At 55.2% G+C, this 24,200-nt stretch carries 23 protein-coding genes, 2 tRNA genes and 1 pseudogene; all 26 read left to right on the plus strand.

All coding sequences use genetic code 11. The annotated features are described in order from the left end of the window. Positions 1 to 339 precede the first annotated feature (339 nt). The 26 genes and pseudogenes from WC891_08000 (at position 340) to WC891_08125 (ending at position 24,103) form a co-directional block, all read left to right on the plus strand. Positions 340 to 1,401, plus strand: a complete 1,062-nt coding sequence (locus WC891_08000; GenBank protein ID MFA5867884.1) for an ethylbenzene dehydrogenase-related protein — start codon at positions 340 to 342, stop codon at positions 1,399 to 1,401. A gap of 157 nt (positions 1,402 to 1,558) precedes the next feature. Continuing rightward, positions 1,559 to 2,647 carry an ethylbenzene dehydrogenase-related protein gene (locus WC891_08005; GenBank protein MFA5867885.1) on the plus strand — a complete coding sequence of 363 codons (1,089 nt, stop codon included), beginning with the start codon at positions 1,559 to 1,561 and terminating at the stop codon, positions 2,645 to 2,647. Between the two features lie 6 nt (positions 2,648 to 2,653). Then, on the plus strand, positions 2,654 to 3,976 hold the full coding sequence (locus WC891_08010; protein ID MFA5867886.1) for a cobalamin-dependent protein: 1,323 nt from the start codon (positions 2,654 to 2,656) through the stop codon (positions 3,974 to 3,976). A 280-nt stretch (positions 3,977 to 4,256) separates the two neighbouring features. After that, positions 4,257 to 5,135: an ethylbenzene dehydrogenase-related protein gene (locus WC891_08015; protein ID MFA5867887.1), complete on the plus strand. Its 879-nt coding sequence runs from the start codon at positions 4,257 to 4,259 to the stop codon at positions 5,133 to 5,135. Positions 5,136 to 5,156: 21 nt separating this feature from the next. Then, positions 5,157 to 5,711, plus strand: a complete 555-nt coding sequence (locus WC891_08020; protein MFA5867888.1) for a hypothetical protein — start codon at positions 5,157 to 5,159, stop codon at positions 5,709 to 5,711. Continuing rightward, positions 5,686 to 7,422, plus strand: a complete 1,737-nt coding sequence (locus tag WC891_08025; GenBank protein MFA5867889.1) for a TIGR04190 family B12-binding domain/radical SAM domain protein — start codon at positions 5,686 to 5,688, stop codon at positions 7,420 to 7,422. The genes WC891_08020 and WC891_08025 overlap by 26 nt, the downstream gene beginning before the upstream one ends. Further along, positions 7,423 to 8,391 (plus strand): polyprenyl synthetase family protein, encoded by a 969-nt coding sequence (locus WC891_08030; GenBank protein ID MFA5867890.1) that lies wholly within the window; start codon positions 7,423 to 7,425, stop codon positions 8,389 to 8,391. A gap of 115 nt (positions 8,392 to 8,506) precedes the next feature. After that, a complete protein-coding gene (locus tag WC891_08035; GenBank protein ID MFA5867891.1) occupies positions 8,507 to 9,109 on the plus strand; it encodes a tetratricopeptide repeat protein in 603 nt (200 codons plus the stop codon). 118 nt (positions 9,110 to 9,227) lie between these two features. Next, positions 9,228 to 9,449 carry a twin-arginine translocase TatA/TatE family subunit gene (gene tatA, locus WC891_08040; protein MFA5867892.1) on the plus strand — a complete coding sequence of 74 codons (222 nt, stop codon included), beginning with the start codon at positions 9,228 to 9,230 and terminating at the stop codon, positions 9,447 to 9,449. Between the two features lie 106 nt (positions 9,450 to 9,555). After that, the gene (gene tatC, locus WC891_08045) at positions 9,556 to 10,278 is read left to right on the plus strand and encodes a twin-arginine translocase subunit TatC (GenBank protein ID MFA5867893.1); all 723 of its coding nucleotides are present in this window, start codon (positions 9,556 to 9,558) and stop codon (positions 10,276 to 10,278) included. Positions 10,279 to 10,421: 143 nt separating this feature from the next. Then, on the plus strand, positions 10,422 to 11,549 hold the full coding sequence (locus WC891_08050) for a hydrogenase small subunit (protein ID MFA5867894.1): 1,128 nt from the start codon (positions 10,422 to 10,424) through the stop codon (positions 11,547 to 11,549). Next, positions 11,549 to 13,096, plus strand: coding sequence for a nickel-dependent hydrogenase large subunit (locus WC891_08055; GenBank protein MFA5867895.1), 1,548 nt, complete (start codon positions 11,549 to 11,551; stop codon positions 13,094 to 13,096). The genes WC891_08050 and WC891_08055 overlap by 1 nt, the downstream gene beginning before the upstream one ends. Before the next feature lie 13 nt (positions 13,097 to 13,109). After that, positions 13,110 to 13,709, plus strand: coding sequence for a Ni/Fe-hydrogenase, b-type cytochrome subunit (gene cybH, locus WC891_08060; protein MFA5867896.1), 600 nt, complete (start codon positions 13,110 to 13,112; stop codon positions 13,707 to 13,709). Then, positions 13,710 to 14,210, plus strand: a complete 501-nt coding sequence (locus WC891_08065) for a HyaD/HybD family hydrogenase maturation endopeptidase (protein MFA5867897.1) — start codon at positions 13,710 to 13,712, stop codon at positions 14,208 to 14,210. 17 nt (positions 14,211 to 14,227) lie between these two features. Further along, complete coding sequence (hypA, locus tag WC891_08070; protein ID MFA5867898.1) at positions 14,228 to 14,560, plus strand: hydrogenase maturation nickel metallochaperone HypA; 333 nt, start codon at positions 14,228 to 14,230, stop codon at positions 14,558 to 14,560. Positions 14,561 to 14,666: 106 nt separating this feature from the next. Then, a complete protein-coding gene (hypB, locus tag WC891_08075; GenBank protein MFA5867899.1) occupies positions 14,667 to 15,329 on the plus strand; it encodes a hydrogenase nickel incorporation protein HypB in 663 nt (220 codons plus the stop codon). Continuing rightward, complete coding sequence (locus tag WC891_08080; GenBank protein MFA5867900.1) at positions 15,326 to 17,446, plus strand: DNA topoisomerase I; 2,121 nt, start codon at positions 15,326 to 15,328, stop codon at positions 17,444 to 17,446. Before hypB ends, WC891_08080 begins: the two co-directional genes overlap by 4 nt. After that, on the plus strand, positions 17,447 to 18,379 hold the full coding sequence (locus tag WC891_08085) for a malate dehydrogenase (protein MFA5867901.1): 933 nt from the start codon (positions 17,447 to 17,449) through the stop codon (positions 18,377 to 18,379). Beyond that, the gene (locus tag WC891_08090; protein MFA5867902.1) at positions 18,363 to 19,217 is read left to right on the plus strand and encodes a fumarate hydratase; all 855 of its coding nucleotides are present in this window, start codon (positions 18,363 to 18,365) and stop codon (positions 19,215 to 19,217) included. The genes WC891_08085 and WC891_08090 overlap by 17 nt, the downstream gene beginning before the upstream one ends. A gap of 82 nt (positions 19,218 to 19,299) precedes the next feature. Then, positions 19,300 to 19,866, plus strand: a pseudogene (locus WC891_08095) (FumA C-terminus/TtdB family hydratase beta subunit). After that, the gene (gene tmk, locus WC891_08100; protein ID MFA5867903.1) at positions 19,836 to 20,462 is read left to right on the plus strand and encodes a dTMP kinase; all 627 of its coding nucleotides are present in this window, start codon (positions 19,836 to 19,838) and stop codon (positions 20,460 to 20,462) included. Before WC891_08095 ends, tmk begins: the two are co-directional and overlap by 31 nt. A gap of 7 nt (positions 20,463 to 20,469) precedes the next feature. Then, entirely contained in the window at positions 20,470 to 21,465 is a 996-nt protein-coding gene (gene holB, locus WC891_08105; GenBank protein MFA5867904.1) for a DNA polymerase III subunit delta', read from the plus strand. A gap of 16 nt (positions 21,466 to 21,481) precedes the next feature. Beyond that, entirely contained in the window at positions 21,482 to 22,387 is a 906-nt protein-coding gene (locus WC891_08110; protein MFA5867905.1) for a stage 0 sporulation family protein, read from the plus strand. Positions 22,388 to 22,406: 19 nt separating this feature from the next. Next, a tRNA-Thr gene (locus WC891_08115) sits at positions 22,407 to 22,481 on the plus strand. Between the two features lie 972 nt (positions 22,482 to 23,453). Then, positions 23,454 to 23,927 carry a DUF4352 domain-containing protein gene (locus WC891_08120; GenBank protein ID MFA5867906.1) on the plus strand — a complete coding sequence of 158 codons (474 nt, stop codon included), beginning with the start codon at positions 23,454 to 23,456 and terminating at the stop codon, positions 23,925 to 23,927. Positions 23,928 to 24,026: 99 nt separating this feature from the next. After that, positions 24,027 to 24,103 (plus strand) — tRNA-Met (locus WC891_08125). Positions 24,104 to 24,200 lie beyond the last annotated feature (97 nt).

A 24,200-nucleotide genomic window follows, 5' to 3' on the forward strand; every position in this document is an offset into this window, starting at 1 on the left:
CGAGTTCGCCCGCAAGCGCGACACCGGATACCCCGACGACGTCGTGCTCGTCGTGGGGGTTGAGACCGCCTTCGCCGCGATCGTCCGCGACGACGGCAAAGGCTACGCTTTAAGCGGACCGGTTATATTGCGGTTTGAATGATCCGAAAAAATATGCGAAAAAGAGTCATCCTGGGTCAGGATACATGAATGAGTCATCCTGGGCTCGCGTATTTTGCGAGCGCAGGAACTTAGACGCAGCTTTCGCTCCAGCAAAAATCGTGCCCTGTAGATCAGAAACAAAATCCAGGGATAATCGTGCCTTGTAAGCCAACAACACCGCACAGCCATAGTCGTGCCTTGAGAATCATATACATATTGATTGCGACAGTTCTTGTCGCGATAATCCTGCCGGGATGTAAACCGAAAGCAGAACCGGAGTCTAAGTCCCCGACTTCCCGCGTGCTGTCAGTCGCTAACGCTACCGGCGCTCCTCTCTTAGACGGTCAAGCAAACGATGCCTTCTGGAAGCAGGCCAAGCCGTTGACAGTGAACGCCGGCGGCCCCGAACTTACTGTGAAAGCCGCGGTATCCGGAGACATGATTTATACCATGCTCTCATGGGACGACGCGACCAATGACAGCATCGATGAGGTGTGGGAATTTGACGGAACAATCTGGAAGAAGGGGCCGATAGACGACGCTGTCGCTATATTCTGGGATATTGATTTTTCAATCAGCGGTTTTAACAAAAAAGGCTGCCGGGTTGTCTGCCATAAGGGCGACAAAGGTCCGGCTATGGTCATCGAAGGCCCGGCTACGCCTAAAGGGGAGATTTGGCCGGGCGCCAAACAGCGCGGCGATATATGGGATATGTCGCTGGGCATTAGCAATGTGCGGGGCGCAGGCAATGACTACTATTTTGGCGTGCAGGAGATATATTTGAAGCATCCCTCGGTGGTTAAGCCGGTCATCCGGCGGCGGCACGACGATTTCACGGTCAAAGCTCCGCTGGAGCTGAACGAAGCCACGACGCCGTCTGACCCGGCCGGCAGGCCGCGATGGCGGTTGAAATCCGGGCTGACGGTCGAAACCACCCCTTATCCGCAACTTGACCAGGTAGAAGAGATAACCGACTACACTTTTCCTAAGACTGGCGACAAGATCCCGTATATCATCTTCCATCCGTTTGACGCTCAATGGGGTGGCAGCCGCGACGACATCAAGGGCAAGGGCGTTTGGCAAGACGGTCGCTGGACGGTCGAGTTTGCCCGCAAGCTGGACACGGGCCGGGACGACGATATCAACTTTAAGGCTACGCGGGGCTCGGCAAGGTATTATGTATTTGACGTGGCTGTTTTCGACCGGACGGTAGTGAATCACACAAGCACGGGGCCGATAAGTCTGGAGATAACAAAGTGAGAAAAGTGATAAGTGAAGAGTGAATAGTAGAACAAGAATAGAAACAAAATCCGATAAGCGTCATCCTGGGCTGACGAAGTCAGCGCAGGAACTGAGACGTAGCTTTCTGTTCAGGAAGAATCGTGTTTGGTGGATCCTCCCCATAATCCTATTCATTTTGGTTGGCTGTACTTCAAACAAGGCAGCTAACAAAGCTACTGGTAACGTAAAAGCGCCCACTGAGCTGATAGTAAAATCAGTAAAAGTTGACAAAGGGCCAAAGCTCAATGCCGACGGTAATGACGAGGTCTGGAAAAACGCTCCGGCCGCGAACATTTCCACCAGGGGAGGTCCTGACGCCGTTATCAGATCTGTTTACACCAAAGACAGCGTCTACTTCTTGGTCACCTGGAAGGATACTACGCCGCAAACCGGTGTTTTGTGGTGGGAATACGACGGACAGAAATGGACGCGCAACTACGACACGGACGACAAAATCGGTTTCATCTGGAACATGAACAACTCCATCCCCGGCTTCGACAAACTCGGCTGCTCGGCGATCTGCCATAAAGATTCAAAAGGCAAGGATTGGATGATTGTGACCGGCCAGCGCACGGAGGAAGGTCCGTGGCCGGGCATTGGTTATATGGCCGACGCCTGGAAGTGGGCGCCCGGAATCATGAATGAAAAGAATACCGTTGACGACGGGCTGTTCTCCGCGCCCAAAGAAGCCCGGCAACGCCCTGAGACGACGAACATGGTCACGTTGTCGCTGGTCTTCGACGGCGGCGACGAGGGGACCAAACAATGGTTCACCCGTAATCCGAACGCGGCGACCGCCGAGGAGAAAGCCCAGGGTGTAGTCAAGCCGGCCTATACGCCCCGACCCGGTTACGACTTGTCGAAAAACCCGTTTCCCAACATGAAAGACATGGTGCCGATAACCGATTATTCGATCTTCAATGCGGGCGACAAACTGCCGATGATGGTCTACTTCGACCTGACCAACGAAAAGAACAAGGAGGATTTCCCGGAAGGACGTCCCTCCGGCAGCCGGATGGACATCGTCGGTCGCGGCGTCTGGTCGGACAACAAGTATACGCTTGAGTTCGGGCGGAAACTGGACACAAAACACGGAGACGATGTGCAGTTTAAGCCGGATCCGGACAAACCCGTGGCGGTTAACGTCTTCGGTCTGGCTTTGTTCAACGACACCCGGTTCAATCATACGATCAGCAGTCCTGTAACATTGATATTGGAGCCATAAAACAACGTGAAAAAAACAATCCTGCTATACTCACCGCCGCCCGTCCTGGATAAACCGTCAACCAGGGCGCCGCTGGCCTTGCTGGCAATCGCCGGACCTTTAACGAAAGCCGGCTTCACCGTCAGGATCCTGCCGCGCGACCCGGCCGAACACGCCACGTTCTTCGCGGCGCACAAGGAAGACGCCCTTTGTTACGGCGTTTCGGTCATGACGGGTCCACAGATCAAACAAGCTCTTAACTCCTCCAAGCTGGCCAAGGAGGCGATTCCTAACTTGCCCGTTATCTGGGGTGGTTGGCACCCGACCATATTCCCGGAACAGGTCGCCGTGCACGACCTGATCGACATCGCCGTCGCTGGCCAGGGCGAAGACGTTCTTTTTGAATTGGTTACCTGCTTGTCAGGCAAGATGTCTTATAAGAGTGTCGAGGGCTTGGTGTTTAAGGCGGACAATCGCGTGGTCAACAACGGCGTCGCCCGCCTAAAAGATATCAACCGTTATCCTCCGCTAGACTACGGCCTGCTGGATATGGAGAAATACGTCTTCGAAGACGAGATATCCCCGCGTACCATTAACTATGTGAGCAGCCGGGGGTGTCCCAAGGCTTGTCCGTCATGCGCCCAGAGCCTGGTCTCGGGCGGAGTCTGGCGCGCCTATACGCCGTCCCGTATGGTCGAAGACGCACAGAAGCTGAAAGCCGGATTCGAAGTTGACGGTCTATTGATGGACGACGCCAACTTCTTCGTCGACGGGGACCGGGCCCGAGAATTCGCCGCGGGTTTGATCAACCGCTCAGCCGCGATAAGGTGGGGTATGCCGACAGGACGGTTGGAAGACGTCCTCAGGTTCGACGACGGTTTTTGGGATATAATGAGAATAAGCGGTTTGACAAGCATATTCATCGGGTTGGAGCCCCGCTGCGGGGCCATCAGCCGTTCGCCTGCCGGCGTTTACGGCGAACTTGGAGAATACACCGCCGGCCTGGCGGCGATGTTGGCTAAGCACGACATCGGTCTAAAGCTGTCGATCCTGGTTGGTTTCCCCCCGGGTGGAGCTTACGGGTGGTCTTTTGATGTTGAGCTGACAGGGGCGGGACAACTTATGGAGGCATGCCGGGCAGCCGGGTCTACCACGGAAACCACCGTCTCGCTGTACCTGCCTTTCCCGCACGCGCCGTTATATGACTTAGCCATGAAAGCCGGTTTAAGCCCGCCGACAACGCTGGAAGAATGGGGCGAATGGGAGCCGGGCTCCCGGGAGATGCCGTGGGTGCCCAGAGGAGCATCAGACGAAGTGGAGAGAATCAATGCCAGATACCGAAAAACATAGAACCGTCATCCTGGGGCGCCCGCAAGATCGTAAAGAGTCATCCTGGGCCCGCGTTCTATGCGGGCGCAGGAACTCAGACGCTGCTTTCGCTTCAGCTAAAATCGTGCCTTGTAAACCAGTAACAAAATCCAGGAAGAATCGTGCGTGGTGGACCATTACCCTCACTGCCTGTCTTCTGGCAGTTGTATTACTAGCCGGTTGTTCTAGCGCCGCTAAACCGCAGACAAAGCTTATCGTTCCCTCGACATATACTAGAGAAAAAATCAAAGCCGACGGTCAGTTGACTGAAAAGGCCTGGAAAACAGGTAAATTCACCAAGGTGCTCACCGCCGGCGGACCGGACGCCTATATGAAATCGGTGTACGGCGCCAAAGACATCCATTTCTTGCTTAAGTGGAAGGACGCCACTGAGGACAAGGTGTCTAAGACTTGGCACTTCGACGGGACAAAGTGGACAAACGGCCCCGAACAGGACAAAATGTCCATCCTGTGGGACCGCGGCGACTCGGTAGCTTATTTCAATATCAAGGGTTGTGGCGCCGTCTGCCATACGGAGAATAAAGATGAGAATCTTTGGTATATGGCGACCAACAGCCGGAAGGAAAAAACAGACGTCTGGTTCTGGTTGGCCGGCATAACCAATGTCTACGGTTTCGTCGAAGACAGATTTCTTGACGATTCGGTCGATCCAACGCTGATGAAGGCGGCGCGTAAGCGCGACCAGGGCGAACCCGGTTTTTTGAAAAACGGTTATAAGACGCCGGTCGAGCGTATTGCGCCGACGCGGCCGACCAAGAAGCTCGTCGACGGTCTAACCGTAGAGAACACCCCTTATCCCAATTCCACGCAGATGGAAGACATCACGACGTATAAGATTTTTCAAGCGGGCGACAAGGAGCCGTTCGTCTATTTTTACGGAGCGCCGACCGGGAGCGCGGCCGACGTGCTCGGCCACGGTGTTTGGAAAGACGGCTGGTGGTACGTGGAAATGTCACGCAAACTGGACACCGCCCATAAGGACGACATGCCGTTCAAACCGGACCCCGGTCAATCGGTCTATTATATGTTCGGTCTGGCGCTTTTCGACCGTACCGAGCCGCCTCCGATTAAACACACCGCCAGCGGACCGGTCTCTCTCGAACTTGTTCCCAAGCCCTGATACCCAGTATAATTAAAAGCTATGGATTATATCGAACGAGACATAAAATCCCTGAATAAGGAGATTGCGCGGGAAATAGCCGAGCGATCCGACTCGGCCGAGTCGGACCTCAAGCTGTGGCGGGAAGAGGGGCCGCGCCGCGCCGTTATCGTGCTCAAAGCCGCCGCGGGGGGTCATTACGACCTGAAGAAACTTAGGCCGGTGGCGATAGCCCTGGAGCTTCTTGCCGCCGGAGTGCGCAAACATTTCGGCGCCGGACAACCGGCCGCGGCTTACGGACAACCCGCGGCGAACATAGCGTTGGTCACGGCCGATTCTTTCTACGTGAGAGCGTTAGCCTTGGTGGTTACACTACGCGACGACAGACTGGTAAAGATTTTGTGCGAGGCCCTCGCTTCGATAAGCGAGGGCTACGCTTATCCGGAAGCTCCGGACAGGGCCGACAGGTTGGCGGCTTTCAATGTCGCCGCGTACCGGCTGGGCCGCTTGCTAAGCGGGAATAACGCCGCGTCCGGCGATTTGCCCGATGAAATTTCAAAGGAGATAGAGAATGCTGTTTTCAGCGACCCAGCCTGACCTTGTTTTGCTGCACGCGCCTAGCGTGTACGATTTTAGGCGAGAGTCTATCGTCTATGGGCCGGTCAGCGACCTGGTGCCCTCGACGCCGATTTTTGAGATGTACCCTGTCGGTTTCTCCAGTATTTCCCATTATCTCCAGAAGAACGGCCTTAACGTCAGGATCATTAATCTGGCGCTGCAGATGTTAAAAAGCCCGACTTTCGACGCCGATCAATTCATCGGCAAATTGAAAAGCCCGGCCATATTCGGCATCGACCTGCACTGGATGCCTCACTGCCACGGATCGGTAGAGATTGCCAAGATCGTTAAGAAACATCACCCGAAAACGCCGGTCGTCTTCGGCGGTTTTTCGTCGTCATATTTTCATCTGGAGCTGATCGAGCGGCCGGAGATCGATTTCGTCATGCGCGGCGACACCACCGAGGAGCCGATGCGTCAGCTGGTGGAGGCCGTTAAAAGTGGCGGCAATTTATCCACTATCCCCAACTTGACCTGGAAGAAAGACGGCCAAGTTGTGGTCAACGAGTTTAGCAACGTGCCGGCCGACATCGACGAATTCACCATCGGCTATAACGAGATGGTCCGGTCGGTTTTCCGTTATCGCGATTTTACCGGCGTCATTCCTTTTATGGATTGGACGCGCTACAACATCATGGCCGCCTTTATCGGTCGAGGCTGCAAGTTGAATTGTGTCTTTTGCGGCGGCTCCTGCTTTACATTCAAGAATACGATGAACCGGCCGGAGATGGCGTTCCGCACCCCGGAAGCCTTCCTTAACGACGTCAGGACCATCAGCCACCTGTCGCGTGGCCCGATCTTCCTTCTCGGCGACCCCATGCTCGCCGGGCGGGAGTATACAGAGGCCGTCTTAAAGGGTCTTCGCGACCTGAAGATACCCAACAAGATTATTGTTGAATTCTACGCCCCGCCGGATCCCGAGATTTTCGACCTGGTCGACAAGTATCTCCACGATTACAGCTACGAGATGTCCGTGGAATCGCACGACGAAGAGGTAAGAAAAGCCATCGGCAAAGGCTACACGAATACCGATTTCGAGGCCTGCCTGGCGGCGGCGCTGAAGCATAAGAATTGCGAGCGGTTTGACCTCTATTTCATGGTCGGCATGCCCGAACAGACCTATGACAAGACCATGGCGACCGTCGAATACTGCCGTGAACTCTATCGAAAATTCAACAACGACAAGAGACTTCTGCCTTTTATCTCGCCTCTGGCTCCGTTCCTCGATCCCGGCAGCCGCGCTTTCGTCAACCCGGAAGAACACGGCTATATTCTGAAGTGCCGGACGCTGGAAGAACATCGGCTGGCGCTTACCCAGCCGAGCTGGAAATATATTATGAATTACGAAACCAGGTGGATGGACCGCGACACGATCGTTAAAGCGACCTACGATTCGGCATTTGAGCTCAACCGGCTGAAAAAACAAGTAGGCGCCGTCGATGAAAAAACGGCCGAGGAGACCGAGGCCAGAATCCTTCAGGCCAGGGAGATTATGAGGCGCGTCGACGAGATTATGGAGTCGGAGGACAAAGCCTCGATTGCCCGGCGCCTCAAGGAGTTTAAGAAAGAGGTTGACGACTCCAGTATTTCCACAGTGGCCGACAAACAGGAACTCGAGTGGGGCATGTCCCAACTGACCAAGTTTCGCATACCGCGGATCATCAAGTTGATGTTCGGCGCCGGAGACTGATTGAAACCCTATCCTATCCCCCAGCGAATCGCCATTGACCTGGAGCGGGTCGAGACCGCTCTGTCCGGTATCCTGAACGCGTATCCCGGACAGCTAAGGGAGCCGGCCGGTTATACGGTTGAGGCCGGAGGTAAAAGGCTCCGCCCTGTGTTGACATTGATCGCCGGTCAAGCAGGGATATACGACTACGACAAACTTGAGCCGGTCGCCTTATCCACGGAATTGCTGCATACTGCGACCCTAGTCCACGACGACGTGCTGGATGAGGCCGGTTTGAGGCGCGGCCGGGAAACCGTCAACGCGCGTTGGGGAGAGAAGACCGCCGTCGCGACCGGCAATATGTTGTTAACAGAGGCTTTTACCGCCCTCTGCGATAAATCGGAACCGTTCGTTATGAAAGGTATGACGGACTGCGCGGCCTTATTGAGCGAGGGCGAACTAATGCAGCAACGGGCTTTGCGCCACACGGCTTTAAGCATAGAGGAATACAACCGGCGCGTCTGCTATAAGACGGCGGCGCTTTTCGCGGCTTGCTGCGAGTTCGGCGCCAGGGTGAGCGGAGCGGGCATGGCCGACATCAAAGCTTTGAAGCAATACGGGGAATGCCTGGGGATGGCGTTCCAGGTCTTCGACGACATTCTTGACGTCACGGCCGATGAGGCGAAATTGGGCAAACCGGTGGGGGGAGACATCCGCGACGGAACCGTTACTTTGCCGGTCATCTATGCTTTAGCGAGGAAACACAGCCAGCGCCTCAAGGAGATAATTCAAACCGCCGGTCCTTTGGACGACGAAACGGTGAACGAGGCTATCGAGATTATCAAGGACTCGGGAGGCGTCGACCAAGCCAGAGCTGAGGCTCGCGATTATCTTGACCGCGCTTTCCTCGGTATCGAAAATATAAGTAAGAAAGCGCTAAAGGTCGAGCTTACGGCCATCGGCGAATTCGTAATCGACAGATATAATTAGCAGTTAGTCGTTAGTGGTTAGTTGTTAGACATTAGCGGTTGGATGATTGCCGAGGTTCTTGTTAGACTAACTACTAATTGCCAACTGCCAACTACTTGGAACCGGAGGTTTCAAAATGATAATGCTCGATAAGGCGCGGGCTTCCGTCTGGATCAAAGTCGGCGCGATAGTCATCGTCCTGGCATTTATCCTTGCTTATATCCCGTCGCTCAACATCGGGGCTATGGGCGATCTCTTTACCTCGATCTTCCAGGGAGGCGCCGCCTCGGAAGACGCGCAAGCCCAGGCTCGCATCCTTCAGCTGAAAGACAAGATCAACAAAACGCCGAAGTCGGTCACCGCCAAGGACTATTTCGAGCTGGGCAACCTTTATTACGATACGCAAAAATATCAGAATGCCATAACCTATTACCAGAAAGGGCTCAAGCTTGACCCGAAGAACTACGACGCTATGACGGATATGGGCGCGTCCTATTTCGCGCTTAAGCAAAACGACAAAGCGTTGGAGATATTCAGCCAGGTAACGTCCGAGAAACCCGACCAGGCTATGGCCTGGTTCAATATGGGTGTCGTCTATCAGGCTAAGAATGACGTACCGAATATGAAATTCGCCTGGGAGCGTTTTTTAGCCATTCAACCGACCGGGAATCTGGCCGACCAGGTTCGTTCTCAGCTCAGCCAAACGAGCGCTTCAGGCACTACGCAAACGCAGCAATAGCAGGCGTTTTGGCACGTAACAAAGTTGACAATGTTTCACTTTGTAGAGTAAAGTAGCAGGTATTCGTATGACCCTTAATCGGGAGGGACGCGAACGCGTCCCGGGAGGTGAACGTTAAGTGTTTGGTCTTGGACTACCGGAAATCATCATAATACTTGTCATTGTCCTCATAATCTTCGGACCGTCGAAGCTGCCGCAGTTGGGCAAGGCTCTCGGCGATGGCATCAGGTCGATCCGAAAAGGTACGGAGGGCGACGAGGCCGAAGGGAAAAAGCCGGCTGAAAAAGCGGCTGAAGCACCGGCCGAGGAGAAAAAGGATACGGACAAAAGCGACGCGTAAAACACGCGTTGTTTTTTGATACTCATACAACAACCAGCTGCCCGGCCTACCCAAAGCACCAACCTTCCAGCCGGGCGGCTTTTTTATGCGGATAAGGGGTTAAGCTGTGGCCGATAACAGAATGAAGTTTCTGGAGCATATCGCGGAGCTTCGCAAGAGGCTGATGGTCTCGGCTCTCGCCGTAGCGGTCGGTTTCAGCGGCAGCCTGTTTTTCTCCGTTCCTCTGTTGAGAGTCCTTATAAAACCCGCCGGAAACCTGCACCTTGTCTTTCTTTCACCGATGGAACCCTTCCTGGTCAAAGTCAAAGTCGCGTTTTTTGCCGGGATGGCTCTGGCTCTGCCGGTCATCCTGTACGAAATACTGGCCTTTGCCGCGCCCGGCATGAAGAAGAAGGAAAAACGTCTGATCTTCCCGATCATCGTTTCCATGATTATTCTATTTGTCGGCGGAGTCGCCTTCGGCTACCGGTTCATCATGCCCATCAGCACGGCTTGGCTCTTGGCGCAGGCCGGCGAGATTATGAAAGCCAGCGTCAGCGCGAGTTCGTACGTCACGTACGCCGGCTGGTTCTTGCTAGGTTTCGGCATATCCTTTGAAACGCCCCTGTTCGTCTTGTTAATGGTCCGGCTGGGCGTTATTTCGCCGCAAAAGCTCAGGAGCAGCTGGCGATACGCGTTACTTATCATCCTGCTAATCTCGGCTGTCATCACCCCGGACTGGAGTCCGATAACGATGGCCGTTATGGCCGGGCCGATGTTGATATTCTACATCTTAAGCTGCTTCCTGGCGGGGCTTGTGGCGCCCAAACCGCAGACCGAAACCGCTTGACAATCACTTGCTGTATGTATAGATTAGCAGTAACCTAACCTGCAAGATTCTACTTGAAAATGTAATTTTTTTTGCAAAACGTTGGCGAAGGGGGTGACGTTCTACTCTGACATTTATCGACCGATCACAAGGAGGTGTACGGAGTGGGCGATTCCTTTAAAGGACTTAGTCGCCGCGATTTTCTGAAGGTTTGCGGAGCGACCGCGACCATCATGGGTTTATCGCAGAGCTATATCCCTCAAATCGCTAAAGCGCTCGAGGGCGCTGCCGCGAAGCCGCCTGTCATTTGGCTGCAGGGCCAAAATTGCACAGGCTGCGCCATTTCCTTTCTGAACTCAAGTAATCCAAACGCTGCACAGTTGGTTCTCGACATCCTCTCCGTGCGGTATCAGCCAAACATCATGGCCGCCTCGGGCGATATGGCCATCAAGGTCATCGAGGACACCATGAAGGACATGAAAGGCAAATATGTTCTCTTGTGGGAAGGCGCGATACCGGACAAGGAAGACGGTCTCTATGCCGCCTTCGGCGAGAAAGACGGGAAGCCGATGGTATGCACGGACTGGATCACCAACGCGGCCGATAACGCGGCCGTCGTCATCGCCACGGGAACCTGCGCTTCTTTTGGCGGGATTCCGCGGGCGAATCAGGCTGTCACCGGCGCCAAGGGCGTCGCGTTCGACGGCACCAACAAGGGCGGCGCCTACAAGGGCTCGACTCCTGTCGTAAACGTACCAGGCTGTCCGCCGAATCCGGATTGGCTGGTCGGTACGGTCGTGTATTATCTACTGAACAAGAAGGCTCCGGATGTAGATAACTACGGACGTCCGAAGATGTTCTTCGGCCAGATAATCCACGACAACTGCGAGAGGCGCGCCGCTTTCGAAGCCGGTCTCTACGTGGAGAAATGGGGAGACAAGGCCGCGATCGCTCCGGCGGACGGCGGCACCGCGACACAGAATTATTGTCTCGTGAAGAAGGGCTGCAAGGGGCCCGTTACCTATTCCGATTGCCCGATCCGTCGTTGGAACGGCCGAACGGCCTGGCCGATCAGCGCCCACGGCATTTGCATCGGTTGTACGCAGCCGGAGTTCTATGCCGGCTTGTCGCCGCTGTACGAAAAGGTGCCGAGCATTAATCTTTTCGGCATCCAGACGACCGCAGACAACATCGCTAAGGTGCTCGGCGTGGCCACGGCCATCGGCCTGGGCGCTCACCTCGTCGGCAACTTTGCCACCGGCAGGGTTGGCGGAAAGGGAGGTGAGAAGTAATGGCGAAAGTAATCATTGATCCGGTTACCAGGATAGAAGGCCACCTCAAGATCGAGGTCGAGGTCGAGAATGGCGTCGTTAAGGACGCTTGGACCAGCGGCACTATGTACCGCGGCTTTGAGCAGCTTCTTGTCGGCAAGGATCCGCGAGACGCCTTGAGGATAACGCAGCGCGTTTGCGGCGTCTGCAACACGATCCACGGCATAACGTCAATGTATGCCATTGACGAGGCTTTCGGCGCGGTAACCCCCGACGCCGGGAGGATCATCCGGAACTTGATCTTTGCTCTGGACTGGCTGGCCGACCACCCGCTGCATTTCTATCATCTGTCGGCGCTAGACTATATCGACATCATGGCGGTGGCCAGCTACTCCGGGAACGACCCGGCGCTCAAAGGCGTCAAGGATAAGATTGTCAGCCTGGTACAGGCGAACGACACCTATCCGCTGACTCCGAGGTACGAGCCGGACGCGTTCATGGTTAACGACCCGGACCTTGTTACGACAGCCGTCTCGCACTACCTGCAGGCGCTGGAAATCCGCAAGGAGCTGCACGACATCGCCGCCTTATGGGCCGGGCGGATGCCGTTCTTCCAGAACGTCGTTCCCGGCGGCGTCGGCATCAGGCCGACGTTGGACAAGATCGCTCAAACGCAGCAGGTATTAGCCAGAGTCGTTCCTTGGCTGGAAAATGTCTATGTCAAGGACGTTATCACCTTCGGCACTGGGCCCCTGCTGCCGATCCACCAGCTCAAGGTCGGTTTCGGCGTCAAGAACTTCCTTGGATACGGCGCGTTTGACATGAAGAAGAGCGGAGACATAAAGAACCGCTTCTTCAAATCCGGCGTCGTCCAGGATCTGGACCTCAAGAACGTTAAGGATCTGGACAAGGAGAAGATCACCGAAGACGTCAAGTACGCTTATTACAAGAGCCCGACCGGACTGAAACCGGCCGTCGGCAAGACGGACCCGGATCCCAAAAAGTCCGGCGCTTACTCATTCCTGAAGTCGCCGCGCTACGACGGCAAGCCGCACGAAGGCGGCCCTCTGGCCAGGATGCTCATAATGCAGGATCCCGGCTTTGTGGAACTGGCGAGCACGATCGGTCTGTGGCCGAGCGCCGTCGCCCGCCACGCGGCTCGCGCGTACGAAACGAAGATGCTGGCCGACGCGATCCCGCTGTGGCTGGACGAGCTGGCCAAAAACCTTGACGGAGAAGTCTGCGACGACAAGCCGGTTCCGTCGGAAGGCAAGGGCGCCGGTATAACCGACGCGCCCCGCAGCGCGAACGGGCACTGGGTTACAATCAAGGGCGGCAAGATCGACACGTATCAGATCGTCAACGCCTCGACCTGGAACTTCTGTCCTCGCGACGACAAAGGCGTACGCGGTCCGGTTGAAGAAGCCCTCATCGGCGCGCCGGTACCGGATCCGAACAATCCGATCAACGTGGTTCGGGTCGTCAGGTCGTTTGACCCGTGTCTGGCCTGCTCGGTTCATATCATCGAGCCCAAAACCAATGAGATCCTGAAGTTCAAAGTGACCTAAAGGAGGGGGGAGAATGTCTGGTGAAATAACGCACCCGGCTGAAGCGCGGATTTACCACTGGCTGCACCTGGTCAGTATGTTAATCCTGATTTTCACGGGCTTCTACATCCACTATCCCTTCTTCCAAGGGTCGATGGCGACGATGAGGTTTCTGCACTTTGTCGCGATGTACGTGCTGATTTTCAACCTCATCATCAGGCTGTCCATGGCGTTCCTTTCCAGGAGCAGGGACTACAAGATGTTCGGCCTCGGAATGATCCTCTGGCGGAACCTGTTCGGCACGCTCGCGTACTACCTTTTCTTGAAGAAGGAGTTGCCGAAGGAGGTTCAGGGTACCTATAATCCGCCCCAGCGGCTGGCTTATATCGCCTTCGTGCCGCTGATCATCATCCAGGCTATGACAGGGTTTGCCCTATATACGCCGACTCAGGGCTATTTCACATGGCTAACGGCTTTTGTGGGCGGGCTTGAGATGGTGCGCGTGTGGCACTTTGCCACGATGTGGGTGTTCATACTCATCGTGGCGATCCACGTGTACCTGTCCTTGTTCGAGGACTTCGGTCAGTTTAAATACATGATTCTGAGCATAGTGCCGAAGGACGCAAAGGAATAGATGCCTCGTAATTCAGGAACTTCAGCCGACCCCGGGCGCCGGATTTTGGTGCTCGGGGTCGGCAATTCTATTTTAAAAGATGAAGGTTTCGGCGTTCATGTCGTCCAGGAACTCGCCAAACAGCGCGAGCAACTGGGCATCCCGCCGAACGTCGAATTAATGGACGGCGCCACTCTCGGTTTAGACCTGTTATATTATATGGAAGGCCGGGACAAGATCATCCTTATCGACATCGTCAACGCCGGCGCGGAGCCGGGGGAGATCTTTAAGTTCACCCCGCACGACATCAAGACCAAGAATTTCATCAACAAGGTATCGATGCACCAGGTTACCCTGTTTGACGTACTCACCATGGCGGAAATAACGGATCGTTTACCAGATGAGGTAGTACTGATCGCCGTCCAACCGGGCGAGATTAACTGGGGCGAAGAGCTGACGCCGGCAGTGGCTGCTCAGATTCCCAGGGTTATCGAGTTGATTATGGAGGAGTTGGCATCCTAAAATAAGCCGTGCATGAGATGGCGATAACCCAAGGTATTCTTGATATTGTGCTGGATACGGCGGAAAAAAGTCAGGCCAAAAAGGTAAACTCGGTCAACCTGATTGTCGGTTCGCTGTCCCAGGTTGTCCCTGACTGCGTAATCTCTTATTTCGAGGTTATGGCTAAGGAGACGATCGCCGAGGGCGCCCAACTGAACATCCAGATGATCGAGGCCAAGGCCAAATGCACGAACTGCGGAACGATCTTCGCCGCCGAGGACATGTCGGTAAAGTGTCCGAATTGCGGCGACATACTCGGGCAGATGATATCCGGACGCGAGTTGTCCGTAGAAAGTATAGATATCGACTAGAAGTGATGGTAGTGAAGAAGAGTGATGGAAGTGATGAGGTTTGACCAATATCACTAGTATTACTAAAATCACCTCTATCACTTCATAACAAATCAGGAGTTTAACGGTGGAAGTTCCGGTACTAAAGAACATACTGGCCACAAACGACGCGATCGCCGAGGCCAACGCCAAACTTTTTAAAGAAAAGGGTCTGGCTGTTTTGAATTTCATGAGCAGTCCCGGCGCCGGTAAAACGACCTTGGTCATTAAGACTCTGGAAGCCGCCAAAAAAGCGGGGATACCGCTGGCGGTAATCGACGGGGATATTGCCTCGACGGTGGATACCGACCGGGTCGCCGCCCACGGGGTGCCGGCTGTGCAAATAAACACGGGCGGGGCTTGCCATTTGGACGCCAGCATGATCAGCAAGGCGCTGGACAAGATTGACTTGGATTCAATTAAGCTTCTGATCATCGAGAATGTCGGCAATTTGGTTTGTCCGGCTGAATTCAAATTAGGAGAGCATAAAAAAGTGATGTTGTTGAGTGTAACGGAGGGCGACGACAAACCGCACAAGTATCCGTTGATGTTCAGCGAGGCGGACGCGCTGGTCGTCAACAAGATAGATCTTCTGGCCTTTACTGATTTCAACATGGACGAGTTTGAGAAGACGATCCGTTCGATGAATCCCGACGTCGACATGTTCGTAGTATCCTGCACGACCGGCGGGGGATTGGACGCCTGGGAAGAATGGGTTATCAGGCAGGTCGGGGAGCTGGCTGGAACGTGAAACTAATCGTCACCGAAAAAGACAATGTCGCGTCCCGGATAGCTCACATTCTGTCAGCCGGCAAGGCTACGCAGGCCGGCGGTAAGAAGGGCGCGAAAAAAACCGCCGGAGTTCCCGTTTATAGCTACAAAGACGGCGACGGCGACGTAACCGTCATCGGTTTGCGAGGCCATATCCTGAAGGTCGATTTCCCGGAAGGTTACGACAACTGGGAGAAAACCGACCTCGTTGATCTCGTTAAAGCGCCGCTGGTGAAGGTGCCGACCGTCAAGCTGGTAATGACCGCGCTCCTGAAGGCGGCCAAGGACGTTGACGAAGTCATCATCGCTACCGACTTTGACCGCGAGGGCGAGTTGATCGGCGTTGACGCCATCAACAGCGTTAAGGAAAAGAGTCCGAACGTTGACGTCAAAAGGGCTAGATTCTCATCACTTACCGAAAAGGAGATCAAAGATTCCTTTGCGCACCTCCAAGAGCCGTTCTACAATGTCGCTTCCGCGGGCGAGGCCCGTCAGGACATCGATTTAGTTTGGGGAGCCACCCTGACTCGCGGTATCTCTTTGGCGTCCAAGCGATTGGGTAAGAACTTCTTAAGCGTCGGTCGTGTCCAAAGTCCGACCCTGGTTCTTATAGCCGAGCGCGAACAAGCCCGGGCTGTTTTCATCCCCGAACCATACTGGCAGATCGTGGTGACCCTGGAAAAGGACGGAGAAAGGTTCGAAGCGGCGCACAAGAAAGACCGTTTCTCGGATGGAGCTGAGGCTAAGGCGATTTTCGACGCCCTGCCGACTGACTGTGAAGTCAAGTCTATTGTCAAACGTGAGCGCTCCGTTGTGCCGCCGACGCCTTTTAACACGACGTCCTTTCTGACCGCGGCCTCGGCGCAAGGATTTACCGCGTCTCGGGCGATGAATATCGCCGAAAGTCTGTATATGGCCGGTTATATCAGCTATCCTCGCACCGACAATACAGTCTATCCGCCGTCGTTGGATATGCGCGATGTTCTCGGATTATTCTCCGGTTCGGTATTCGGCGAAGCGGCTCAAAAGATTTCGGCCCAGGCCGAGATTAAACCGACGCGGGGACGAAAACAAGCAACGGATCATCCGCCGATCTATCCGACCGGCCTGGCCAAAAAGGAAGCCTTGGACGATCGTTCCTGGAAGATCTACGAACTGGTCGTCAGGCGATTCTTCGGGACATTGGCGCCGCCGGCGCGGGTCGAGGGCATCAAGGCCGTAATGGACGCGGGAGGTCAGGAACTCGTTGCCCGCGGCGAGAGGACCATCTTCGCCGGCTGGTGGGACTACTACTATTATTTAAAACGGCAAACGCCGGCTTTGCCTGACCTTACGGCGGGCGATGTTCTTCCGATTGTCGACAAACAACTGTTGGCCAAGGAGACGCAGCCCCCCGCGAGATACAGCCAGGGAGCGCTCATCCAGGAGATGGAGCGGTTAGGTTTAGGCACCAAGGCGACGCGGCACTCGATTATTCAGAATCTGTACGACCGCCAGTATGTCTACGGCGATCCGGTTGCCCCGACAAACTTGGGAATGGCCATGGCGCGATCCTTAAAGGAATTCGCGACCACCATCTCGTCTCCGAATATGACGGCCGAATTAGAAAAAGAAATGGACAGAATCGCCGAAGGCGTAATGGAGAGGGACCAGGTGGTTAACGATTCCCGCGGCATGCTGGTGGACACGGTCAAAGGCATAGACGCGAATCAGGACGAGATCCGCCAGCGCGTCTGGGACGGTATCAGGGCCGACAGTATCGTCGGTAAGTGTCCTAATTGCGGCAATGATTTGATGATCAGGCGGGCAAAGAAATCCGGTAAAAGGTTCATCGGCTGCAGCGGCTATCCAGATTGTACGACCGCGTATTCTCTGCCGCCGTTCGGCATGGTTTTCGCGACCGGCGAGACCTGTCCGGAATGCGGCGCGCCCAAAATGAAGGTGCCGCAGAAAGGCCGTCCGCCTTGGATTTTCTGCCCCAACTACGATTGTCCGTCCAAGGCGGAAGCGAAAGCCAAGAAAGCGGCCAAAGCGGCCGAAGCCGAGAAGAAACCGAAACGTAAAGCTCCGAAGAAAAAGACGGGGACAGACGATTAAATGGACCGGATAGCGATCATAGGCGCCGGTAATGTCGGCGCGACCGCTTCACATATTGTCGTGCAAAAGGAACTGGCCAACGTCGTCCTCGTCGATATCGCGGCCGGCGTCGCCAAGGGCAAATCGATGGACAAGATGCAGGCGATGGCCATTCACGGCAGCCATATGACTATTCACGGCACGGGTGATTTCTCCGAGATTGCGGGTTCATCCCTTGTCGTCGTCACCGCTGGATTTCCCCGCGGCCCGGGCATGAGCCGCGACGAACTTCTGAAAAAGAACGCGGCCGTAATCAAATCCGTCGCCGGCCATATTAAGGATTACGCGCCCGAGGCCATCGTCATAGTCGTAACGAATCCGCTGGATGAGATGACAACGTTGGGCAAGACGGTCACGGGGCTGCCGCGAGCCCGAGTTTTCGGTATGGGTGGTGTTCTGGACACCGGGCGTTTCGTGTATTTCATATCCCAAAAATTTGGCGTTAAGCCGGCTGCCGTTAAAGCGGCGGTCATCGGCGTCCACGGCGATAAGATGATTCCGTTGGTCAACCTGGCCACAGTCGACGGGCGGCCGATTAAGGAGATGGTCGGCGCCGACGAGCTGGCGGAACTGGCCGAAAGGACGCGTTATGGCGGCGCGGAGATTATATCTCATCTTGAGAAGGGCAGCGCTTTTTACGGTCCGGGCGCCGGCATCGCCAAGATGGTCGAAGCGGTTTTACATGACACAAAAGAGACTTTACCCTGTTCGGTTTGCCTTGAAGGCGAGTATGGAATCTCGGGCGTGTGTTTGGGGGTTCCGGCCGTTATCGGGAGACAGGGAATTGAGAAAGTCGTTGATATACCGCTGACGGCCACGGAAGCGGCGACGCTCAAGGAATCGGCCGAAAATGTAAGAAGCGCTCTGGAGGGTTTGGATGCCGAAAGCCCGTGAGCTCGACACTTCGGAAATAGCGTCAGCGGTCAGTCACCTCGTTCAGGAGGCTAATTTCGAACTGCCGGATGACATCGTCAAGGCGTTAAAGAAAGCGTTGGACGTTGAGGAATCGCCGTTGGGCCGGGACGCGCTGGAAACGATGCTGGAAAACGCTATGATCGCCGCGGGCGATACCGTCCCCCTCTGTCAGGATACCGGCGTGACCGTAGTTTTTATCGAGCTGGGTCAAGGTGTCCTGCTGACCGGAGAACCACTGGAGGCCGCGGTCAACGCTGGTGTCAGGAGCGGTTGCGAGGAAGGATTCTTAAGAAAATCGGTCGTGGCCGAGCCGCTGCACGAAAGGATTAACACGGGCGATAACACCCCGGCCGTTATTCATCTGGAGAGCGCGCCGGGTGATAAAGTGAAGATCACCGTATTCGTCAAGGGCGGAGGCAGCGAGACGGCGGGCGCGGCCAAAGTGATCCGCCCGGCCGAGGGTCTGGCGGCCGTTAAGGAGTTTATTCTGGAGCAAGCCGAGCTATTCGGGCCGAACGCCTGTCCGCCCGTTATTGTCGGCGTCGGCGTCGGCGGCACCTTGGATAAGGCTGCGGAGCTGGCCAAGAAGGCGCTTCTTAAGCCCCTCGACGAGGTCAATCCGGATGAGCGTTTAGCCGCGCTGGAAGAAGAGCTGAAACTTGAAATAAATAAGATGGGTTTCGGGCCGGCGGGGACAGGCGGACGTGTCAGCTGCCTCGGAGTCCGGATTTTGACGCATCCCTCTCATATTGCGACCATACCGGTCGCCGTCGATATCAGCTGCTACGCGTTACGGCGCAAAAGCGTCACTTTGTAGGGAATAAGGGAATAGGGGAAGAAGAATATAAATATTCTTCGAGCGAGGAGCGTAAGCGACGAATCGAGAAGCGACAGACGCAAGAAACGTTAAATACTTGGAGATGCCGCTGACTGATGAGGCGGTTTCTGAGTTGAAAGCGGGGGACAGGGTCTTGATAAGCGGATCCGTTCTTACCTCACGCGACGCCTCCAGCCGTCGGCTGAGCGAGGACATAGGCGCGGGACGGCCGCCCGTCGATCTTAAAGACCGGCTGGTGTTCTATATGGGTCCGACTCCGCCGCCTCCCGGCCGTCCTTTGGGCGCGGTCGGGCCGACAACCAGCGCCAGGATGGACGCCTACGTTCCCGAGCTCATCGAGGCCGGGGTAAAGGCTTTCATGGGCAAAGGGAGGCGGTCAGAGCAAGCTAAGAAAGCCATGCTTGAAGGACAAACCGTATATCTGGTCGCCACCGGCGGGGCGGGAGCCCTGCTGGCGCGGCACGTGGGAGAAGCCAAGGTGGCTGCGTATCCGGAGCTTGGGCCTGAGGCGATATACGAGATAAACATGGATGAGTTTCCGGCGATTGTCGCCAACGATATCTATGGCGGGGATCTTTTTGACAAGGAATGGGCCAAGTGGAGAACACGGGCGAAGGCTGCTTTATAACATTTGAAGGCATCGAGGGCTGCGGTAAAAGCACTCAAGCCATGATGCTTTACGAACAACTCCTGGAAAACGGCTGCGATGTTATCGCCAGCCGAGAACCCGGCGCCACGCCGGTCGGCCGCGTTATTCGCGACGCTTTGCTGTCGGCCAGGTTCCCGGAAATGGATGACCGCGCCGAACTGTTTCTTTTTGCCGCCTGCCGCGCTCAGCACGTTAGCGAGGTCATCAAGCCGGCGTTGGCTGCCGGCAAGATTGTCATCTGCGACCGTTATGTTGACTCAACCTTAGCCTACCAGGCCTACGGCCGCGGTCTGGACCCCGTCGAGGCGGCCATGGTTTCCGACTGGGCCTCCGGCGGCCTCTTGCCTAATCTGACTTTTCTTCTGGACATTAAGGTTGACGAAGCCTTCCGACGGATATCAAACGGCACCCTGGACCGGATCGAGAGAATGGACCGCGACTTTCATGAGCGCGTCTACCGCGGGTACCTTGATCTGGCGGCTCGCAATCCCGATCGTATCAAGGTAATCGACGCCGCCCGGGAACCGGCCGCGATCCACCGGGAGATTACGGAAGTTACTGCCAACCTGCTATAATCAGTCTATGTTTAATGAGATTATCGGCCAAGAGAAAGCCCTCGGCCTTATTGAATCAGCCTTAGCCAGCGGCAACGTGTCGCACGCTTATCTGTTTACCGGCCCGCGCGGCGTCGGCAAGACCATGGCCGCCGTCCGCGCCGCGATGACCCTCAACTGCAGCCAAGGCGGCTGCGGCGTTTGCGCTTCGTGTCTCAAAATAATGAAGGGCGCTCACCCGGATGTCGTGATCGTCGAGGCTGAGGGGAATGTTCTTAAGATCGACCAGATAAGAACGATTGGAAAAAGCATCGGCTTGAAACCCTTCGAGGGCAAACGCAAGGTTTATATCATCAGAAACGTGGAAACAATGAACGCTGAATCGGGCAACGCCCTGTTAAGAAACCTTGAGGAACCGCCGTCCTACGTAACGTTTATTTTGACCGCGGCGGGCGCCGACGGTTTACTGCCGACCATTGTATCCCGGTGCCAGGAAGTCCCGTTCGGAGGCGTTCCGGCGGCCGACATCAAAGCACTCCTTGTCACCGGCTTCGGGATTACTGAAGAAAAGGCCGAGATACTGGCATCTTTGTCAGCCGGCTCGGTTGCCAAAGCGCTCGGTTTGTCCGAGACCGGAGAGGAGTCCGGGACCAGGGACTACGTACTTGATAACGCGGCCGCCCTTCGCACGGGCGATATTCTTCAGGTGTTCGCCATGAAGGATGAGATCATGAAGATGGTCAAGAGCCGGGACAAACGCGACACCGGGCCGGCAACCTCGGAGGTTATCGACATACTGACCTCCTGGTATCGTGATATGCTTGTTATGAAGGAAACCGGAGACCAGACATTGCTGGTCAATAAGGATCGGGCGTCGGCCATAAATGAACTGGCCGGCACCTACGGCCGAGACGAGTTAACAAACGCCTTGGACGTCTTGACCGGCGCCGCCGGGGCCATGCGAACCAATGCTAACAAGGAGTTATTACTGGAGTACGCGCTGCTGGCAATAAGCGGCGGCTAGGATTATCGGAGGTAGAATGCCCGTAGTTGTAGGGGTCGTTTTAAAGAAGGCCGGGAAGATGTATTACTTCGACCCAGGCGGCCTGAGGCCGGATGCCGATACAAAGGTAATCGTCGAGACCGCGCGGGGAGTCGAGATCGGCGATGTCGTGGCGGCGGCCAAAGATTTGGAACCGGGCGAAGTGATCATGCCGCTTAAGAAGGTCGTGCGGATCGCGGCGCCCGAAGACATCCGTAAGGACGAGGCCAATAAGGATAAAGAACGCGATGCGTACAAGATCGGCCAGGACAAGATACGTCAGCACGGTCTGCCGATGAAGCTGGTGGAGACCGAATCGCTGTTCGACGGCAGCAAGCTTATCTTTTACTTCACGGCCGAAGGCCGGGTGGATTTTAGGGAGCTTGTCAAGGACCTGGCGGCCACATTTAAGACAAGGATCGAGCTCAGGCAGATCGGTGTCCGCGACGAGGCCAAGAGTATCGGCGGCCTGGGTCCATGCGGCCGGGATCTTTGCTGCCGCACGTTTCTGGCGGATTTTGAACCGGTCTCGATAAAGATGGCCAAAGAGCAGAATCTGCCGCTCAATCCTATTAAGATCAGCGGCGTCTGCAGCCGGTTGATGTGCTGCCTAAAGTACGAGAACGATGTTTACATCGATTTCAAGAAACGGGCGCCGAGAATGGGGGCCGAGGTTGCGACGGATGAGGGCGAGGGCCGGGTTGTAGGCTTTTGCGCGCCGCGCGACGCTGTTGTGGTCGAGCTGCCGGATTCTCAGAGACAGATCCAGGTGCCTTTGGACGAACTCAAGAAACCTGGCCGACGCCGCGAAGTTAAGGAAACTAAACCGCGGCCGAAGGCTAAGGAGACAAAAGCCACCGAGACCAAACCCCGGACAAGAACCCTAAAACAAGCCGCGAAATAGTTTATAATGTGAAATTGGCGCCGGTGTAGCTCAGTGGTAGAGCAGCTCACTCGTAATGAGCAGGTCGGGAGTTCAAATCTCCCCGCCGGCTCCATTCCCCTCGGAAATCCGTGCTAGGTTGAACTCCCGACCTGCATAAAAAAGTGCGCGCGGGTCCTGCCGCCGTTTTTTCACCTGAAGCTCGCTAAAAGTGGATTCCCGTTTGAAGGCTATCGAGGTTTAAACGCTCCCTTCGATAAAAAAACCGCGTCACCCGCTGCGCTCTGCCTCCGGCATTTCTATTAAAAGCTACCTCTCCCCGACGGGGAGAGGATTGAGGTGAGGTGTCGAGAGCCTTTAGGTCGTAAAATGTGGTTCCAGCGCTTCCCGCTAATGTTTTAAAATTCCTCTCCCCTGCGGGCCTGCCTGCCGGTAGGCAGGGAGAGGAGTAAGGTGAGGGGGCCTTAGCGGTTAGGTGGAGGCGCGACAGGTCGGGAGTTCAAATCTCCCCGCCGGCTCCATTTAAAATAGACTCGCGTACAGCTCGCGGCCTACCATCGTTAGTGCTTTGGGGTCAGGCCCTTTCTTCTTATGCGATAGGGCCTGACCCCGTGTTTCAAGTCGCCACGGCGAGCAAACGATGCTCTCCGCTCGACAGTGAATTGCCTGTACGCTCGACCTTATTAATGGGCCTTTAGGTCGTACAGTGGGGTTCCAGCGCTATCCGCTAAAGTCTTGAATTCCTCTCCCTTGAGGGGAGAGGAATAAGGTGAGGGTGCCGCTTGCGTCTCAGTTGGGTGGAGGCGCGACAGGTCGGCGAGTTCAATATCCACTCCAGCACTCCAAAGCGCTGGAGTGGTTTTCCACAGGTAATGTGCTCGATAAATACCTTATCCGGCCTCTGATATTGACATTCACCTGTGGACTTACTATAATTTTATATAAATCAAGTGATTAATTTCACGAGGGGCACTCTAATTACTACTTATGCGTTTTTGTGCATCTTTGTTCAAGGAGGTGATACCAAGTGACATATTCGTCCGCACGCAAATCCCTTGCTGTCCTGATCTGCCTAGGCTTACTAGCCGTGGTTGTAGCGGGCTGCAGCTCCCCAGGGGGTACGTCAGCTGGAAAGACGGCTAATGTCGGTGAAACCGTGACGGTGGACAACCTTAAGTACACGGTAACAGCGGTCACCACAGTCAAAGAGGTCGGGGCACCAGGCAACACCTTCAAGATGAAGGACGGCGAGTTCTTAGTTTTGGACATTGACGTTCAGAACGCCGGAGATAAAGCAACCGATTTCGATGGTGAGATGGCCAAGGTATACGATGCTGACAGTAAGCTTTACGAGCTTAATTTGGAAGCTGCCGCTGCGGCCTGTAACGCTGCCGAATCCAAAGGCTTTCAGAATGTCTGGTTCGGAAGCCTACAGCCGGGAGAAAAGACCAAGACCAAGGCCATTTTCGACATTCCGACTGGTGTCAAGGATTTGAAGGTCGAACTCCGCAGCGCAAGCATCGGTAGCGAGAACTTTGCGGTGGTTTCACTCGGTATCTAGCCAAAAGCTACTCTTCAAGAAAATATTTTCGGGCCGGGGGCTCCCCGGCTGCAGGATTGGCAAGCTCATCCTGCCTGGTGTAGAATGAATGTTACGCTTCGCGGGGTGGAGCAGTCTGGTAGCTCGTCGGGCTCATAACCCGAAGGTCGTAGGTTCAAATCCTACCCCCGCTACCAAAGAACTCAAAGGGTCACTTTCGGGCGACCCTTTTTCTTTTGCCATGCCTCTCCTTATGCTATAATTAGGTAAGCCTAAAAATAGTAAAGGGGTTAC

This window comes from Actinomycetota bacterium (genome assembly GCA_041658625.1).
In the GTDB taxonomy this organism is placed as follows: Bacteria; Actinomycetota; JAHEXW01; order JAHEXW01; family JAHEXW01; genus JBAZZW01.

What these genes read in the sequence shown, in the direction of transcription:
- hypA (MFA5867898.1), top strand. Translation starts at nt 14,228, where the DNA reads ATGGCGATAACCCAAGGTATTCTTGATATTGTGCTGGATACGGCGGAA.
- WC891_08025 (MFA5867889.1), top strand. Translation starts at nt 5,686, where the DNA reads ATGCTGTTTTCAGCGACCCAGCCTGACCTTGTTTTGCTGCACGCGCCT.
- holB (MFA5867904.1), top strand. Translation starts at nt 20,470, where the DNA reads ATGTTTAATGAGATTATCGGCCAAGAGAAAGCCCTCGGCCTTATTGAA.
- WC891_08065 (MFA5867897.1), top strand. Translation starts at nt 13,710, where the DNA reads ATGCCTCGTAATTCAGGAACTTCAGCCGACCCCGGGCGCCGGATTTTG.
- WC891_08085 (MFA5867901.1), top strand. Translation starts at nt 17,447, where the DNA reads ATGGACCGGATAGCGATCATAGGCGCCGGTAATGTCGGCGCGACCGCT.
- cybH (MFA5867896.1), top strand. Translation starts at nt 13,110, where the DNA reads ATGTCTGGTGAAATAACGCACCCGGCTGAAGCGCGGATTTACCACTGG.
- WC891_08055 (MFA5867895.1), top strand. Translation starts at nt 11,549, where the DNA reads ATGGCGAAAGTAATCATTGATCCGGTTACCAGGATAGAAGGCCACCTC.
- WC891_08020 (MFA5867888.1), top strand. Translation starts at nt 5,157, where the DNA reads ATGGATTATATCGAACGAGACATAAAATCCCTGAATAAGGAGATTGCG.
- WC891_08110 (MFA5867905.1), top strand. Translation starts at nt 21,482, where the DNA reads ATGCCCGTAGTTGTAGGGGTCGTTTTAAAGAAGGCCGGGAAGATGTAT.
- WC891_08035 (MFA5867891.1), top strand. Translation starts at nt 8,507, where the DNA reads ATGATAATGCTCGATAAGGCGCGGGCTTCCGTCTGGATCAAAGTCGGC.
- WC891_08090 (MFA5867902.1), top strand. Translation starts at nt 18,363, where the DNA reads ATGCCGAAAGCCCGTGAGCTCGACACTTCGGAAATAGCGTCAGCGGTC.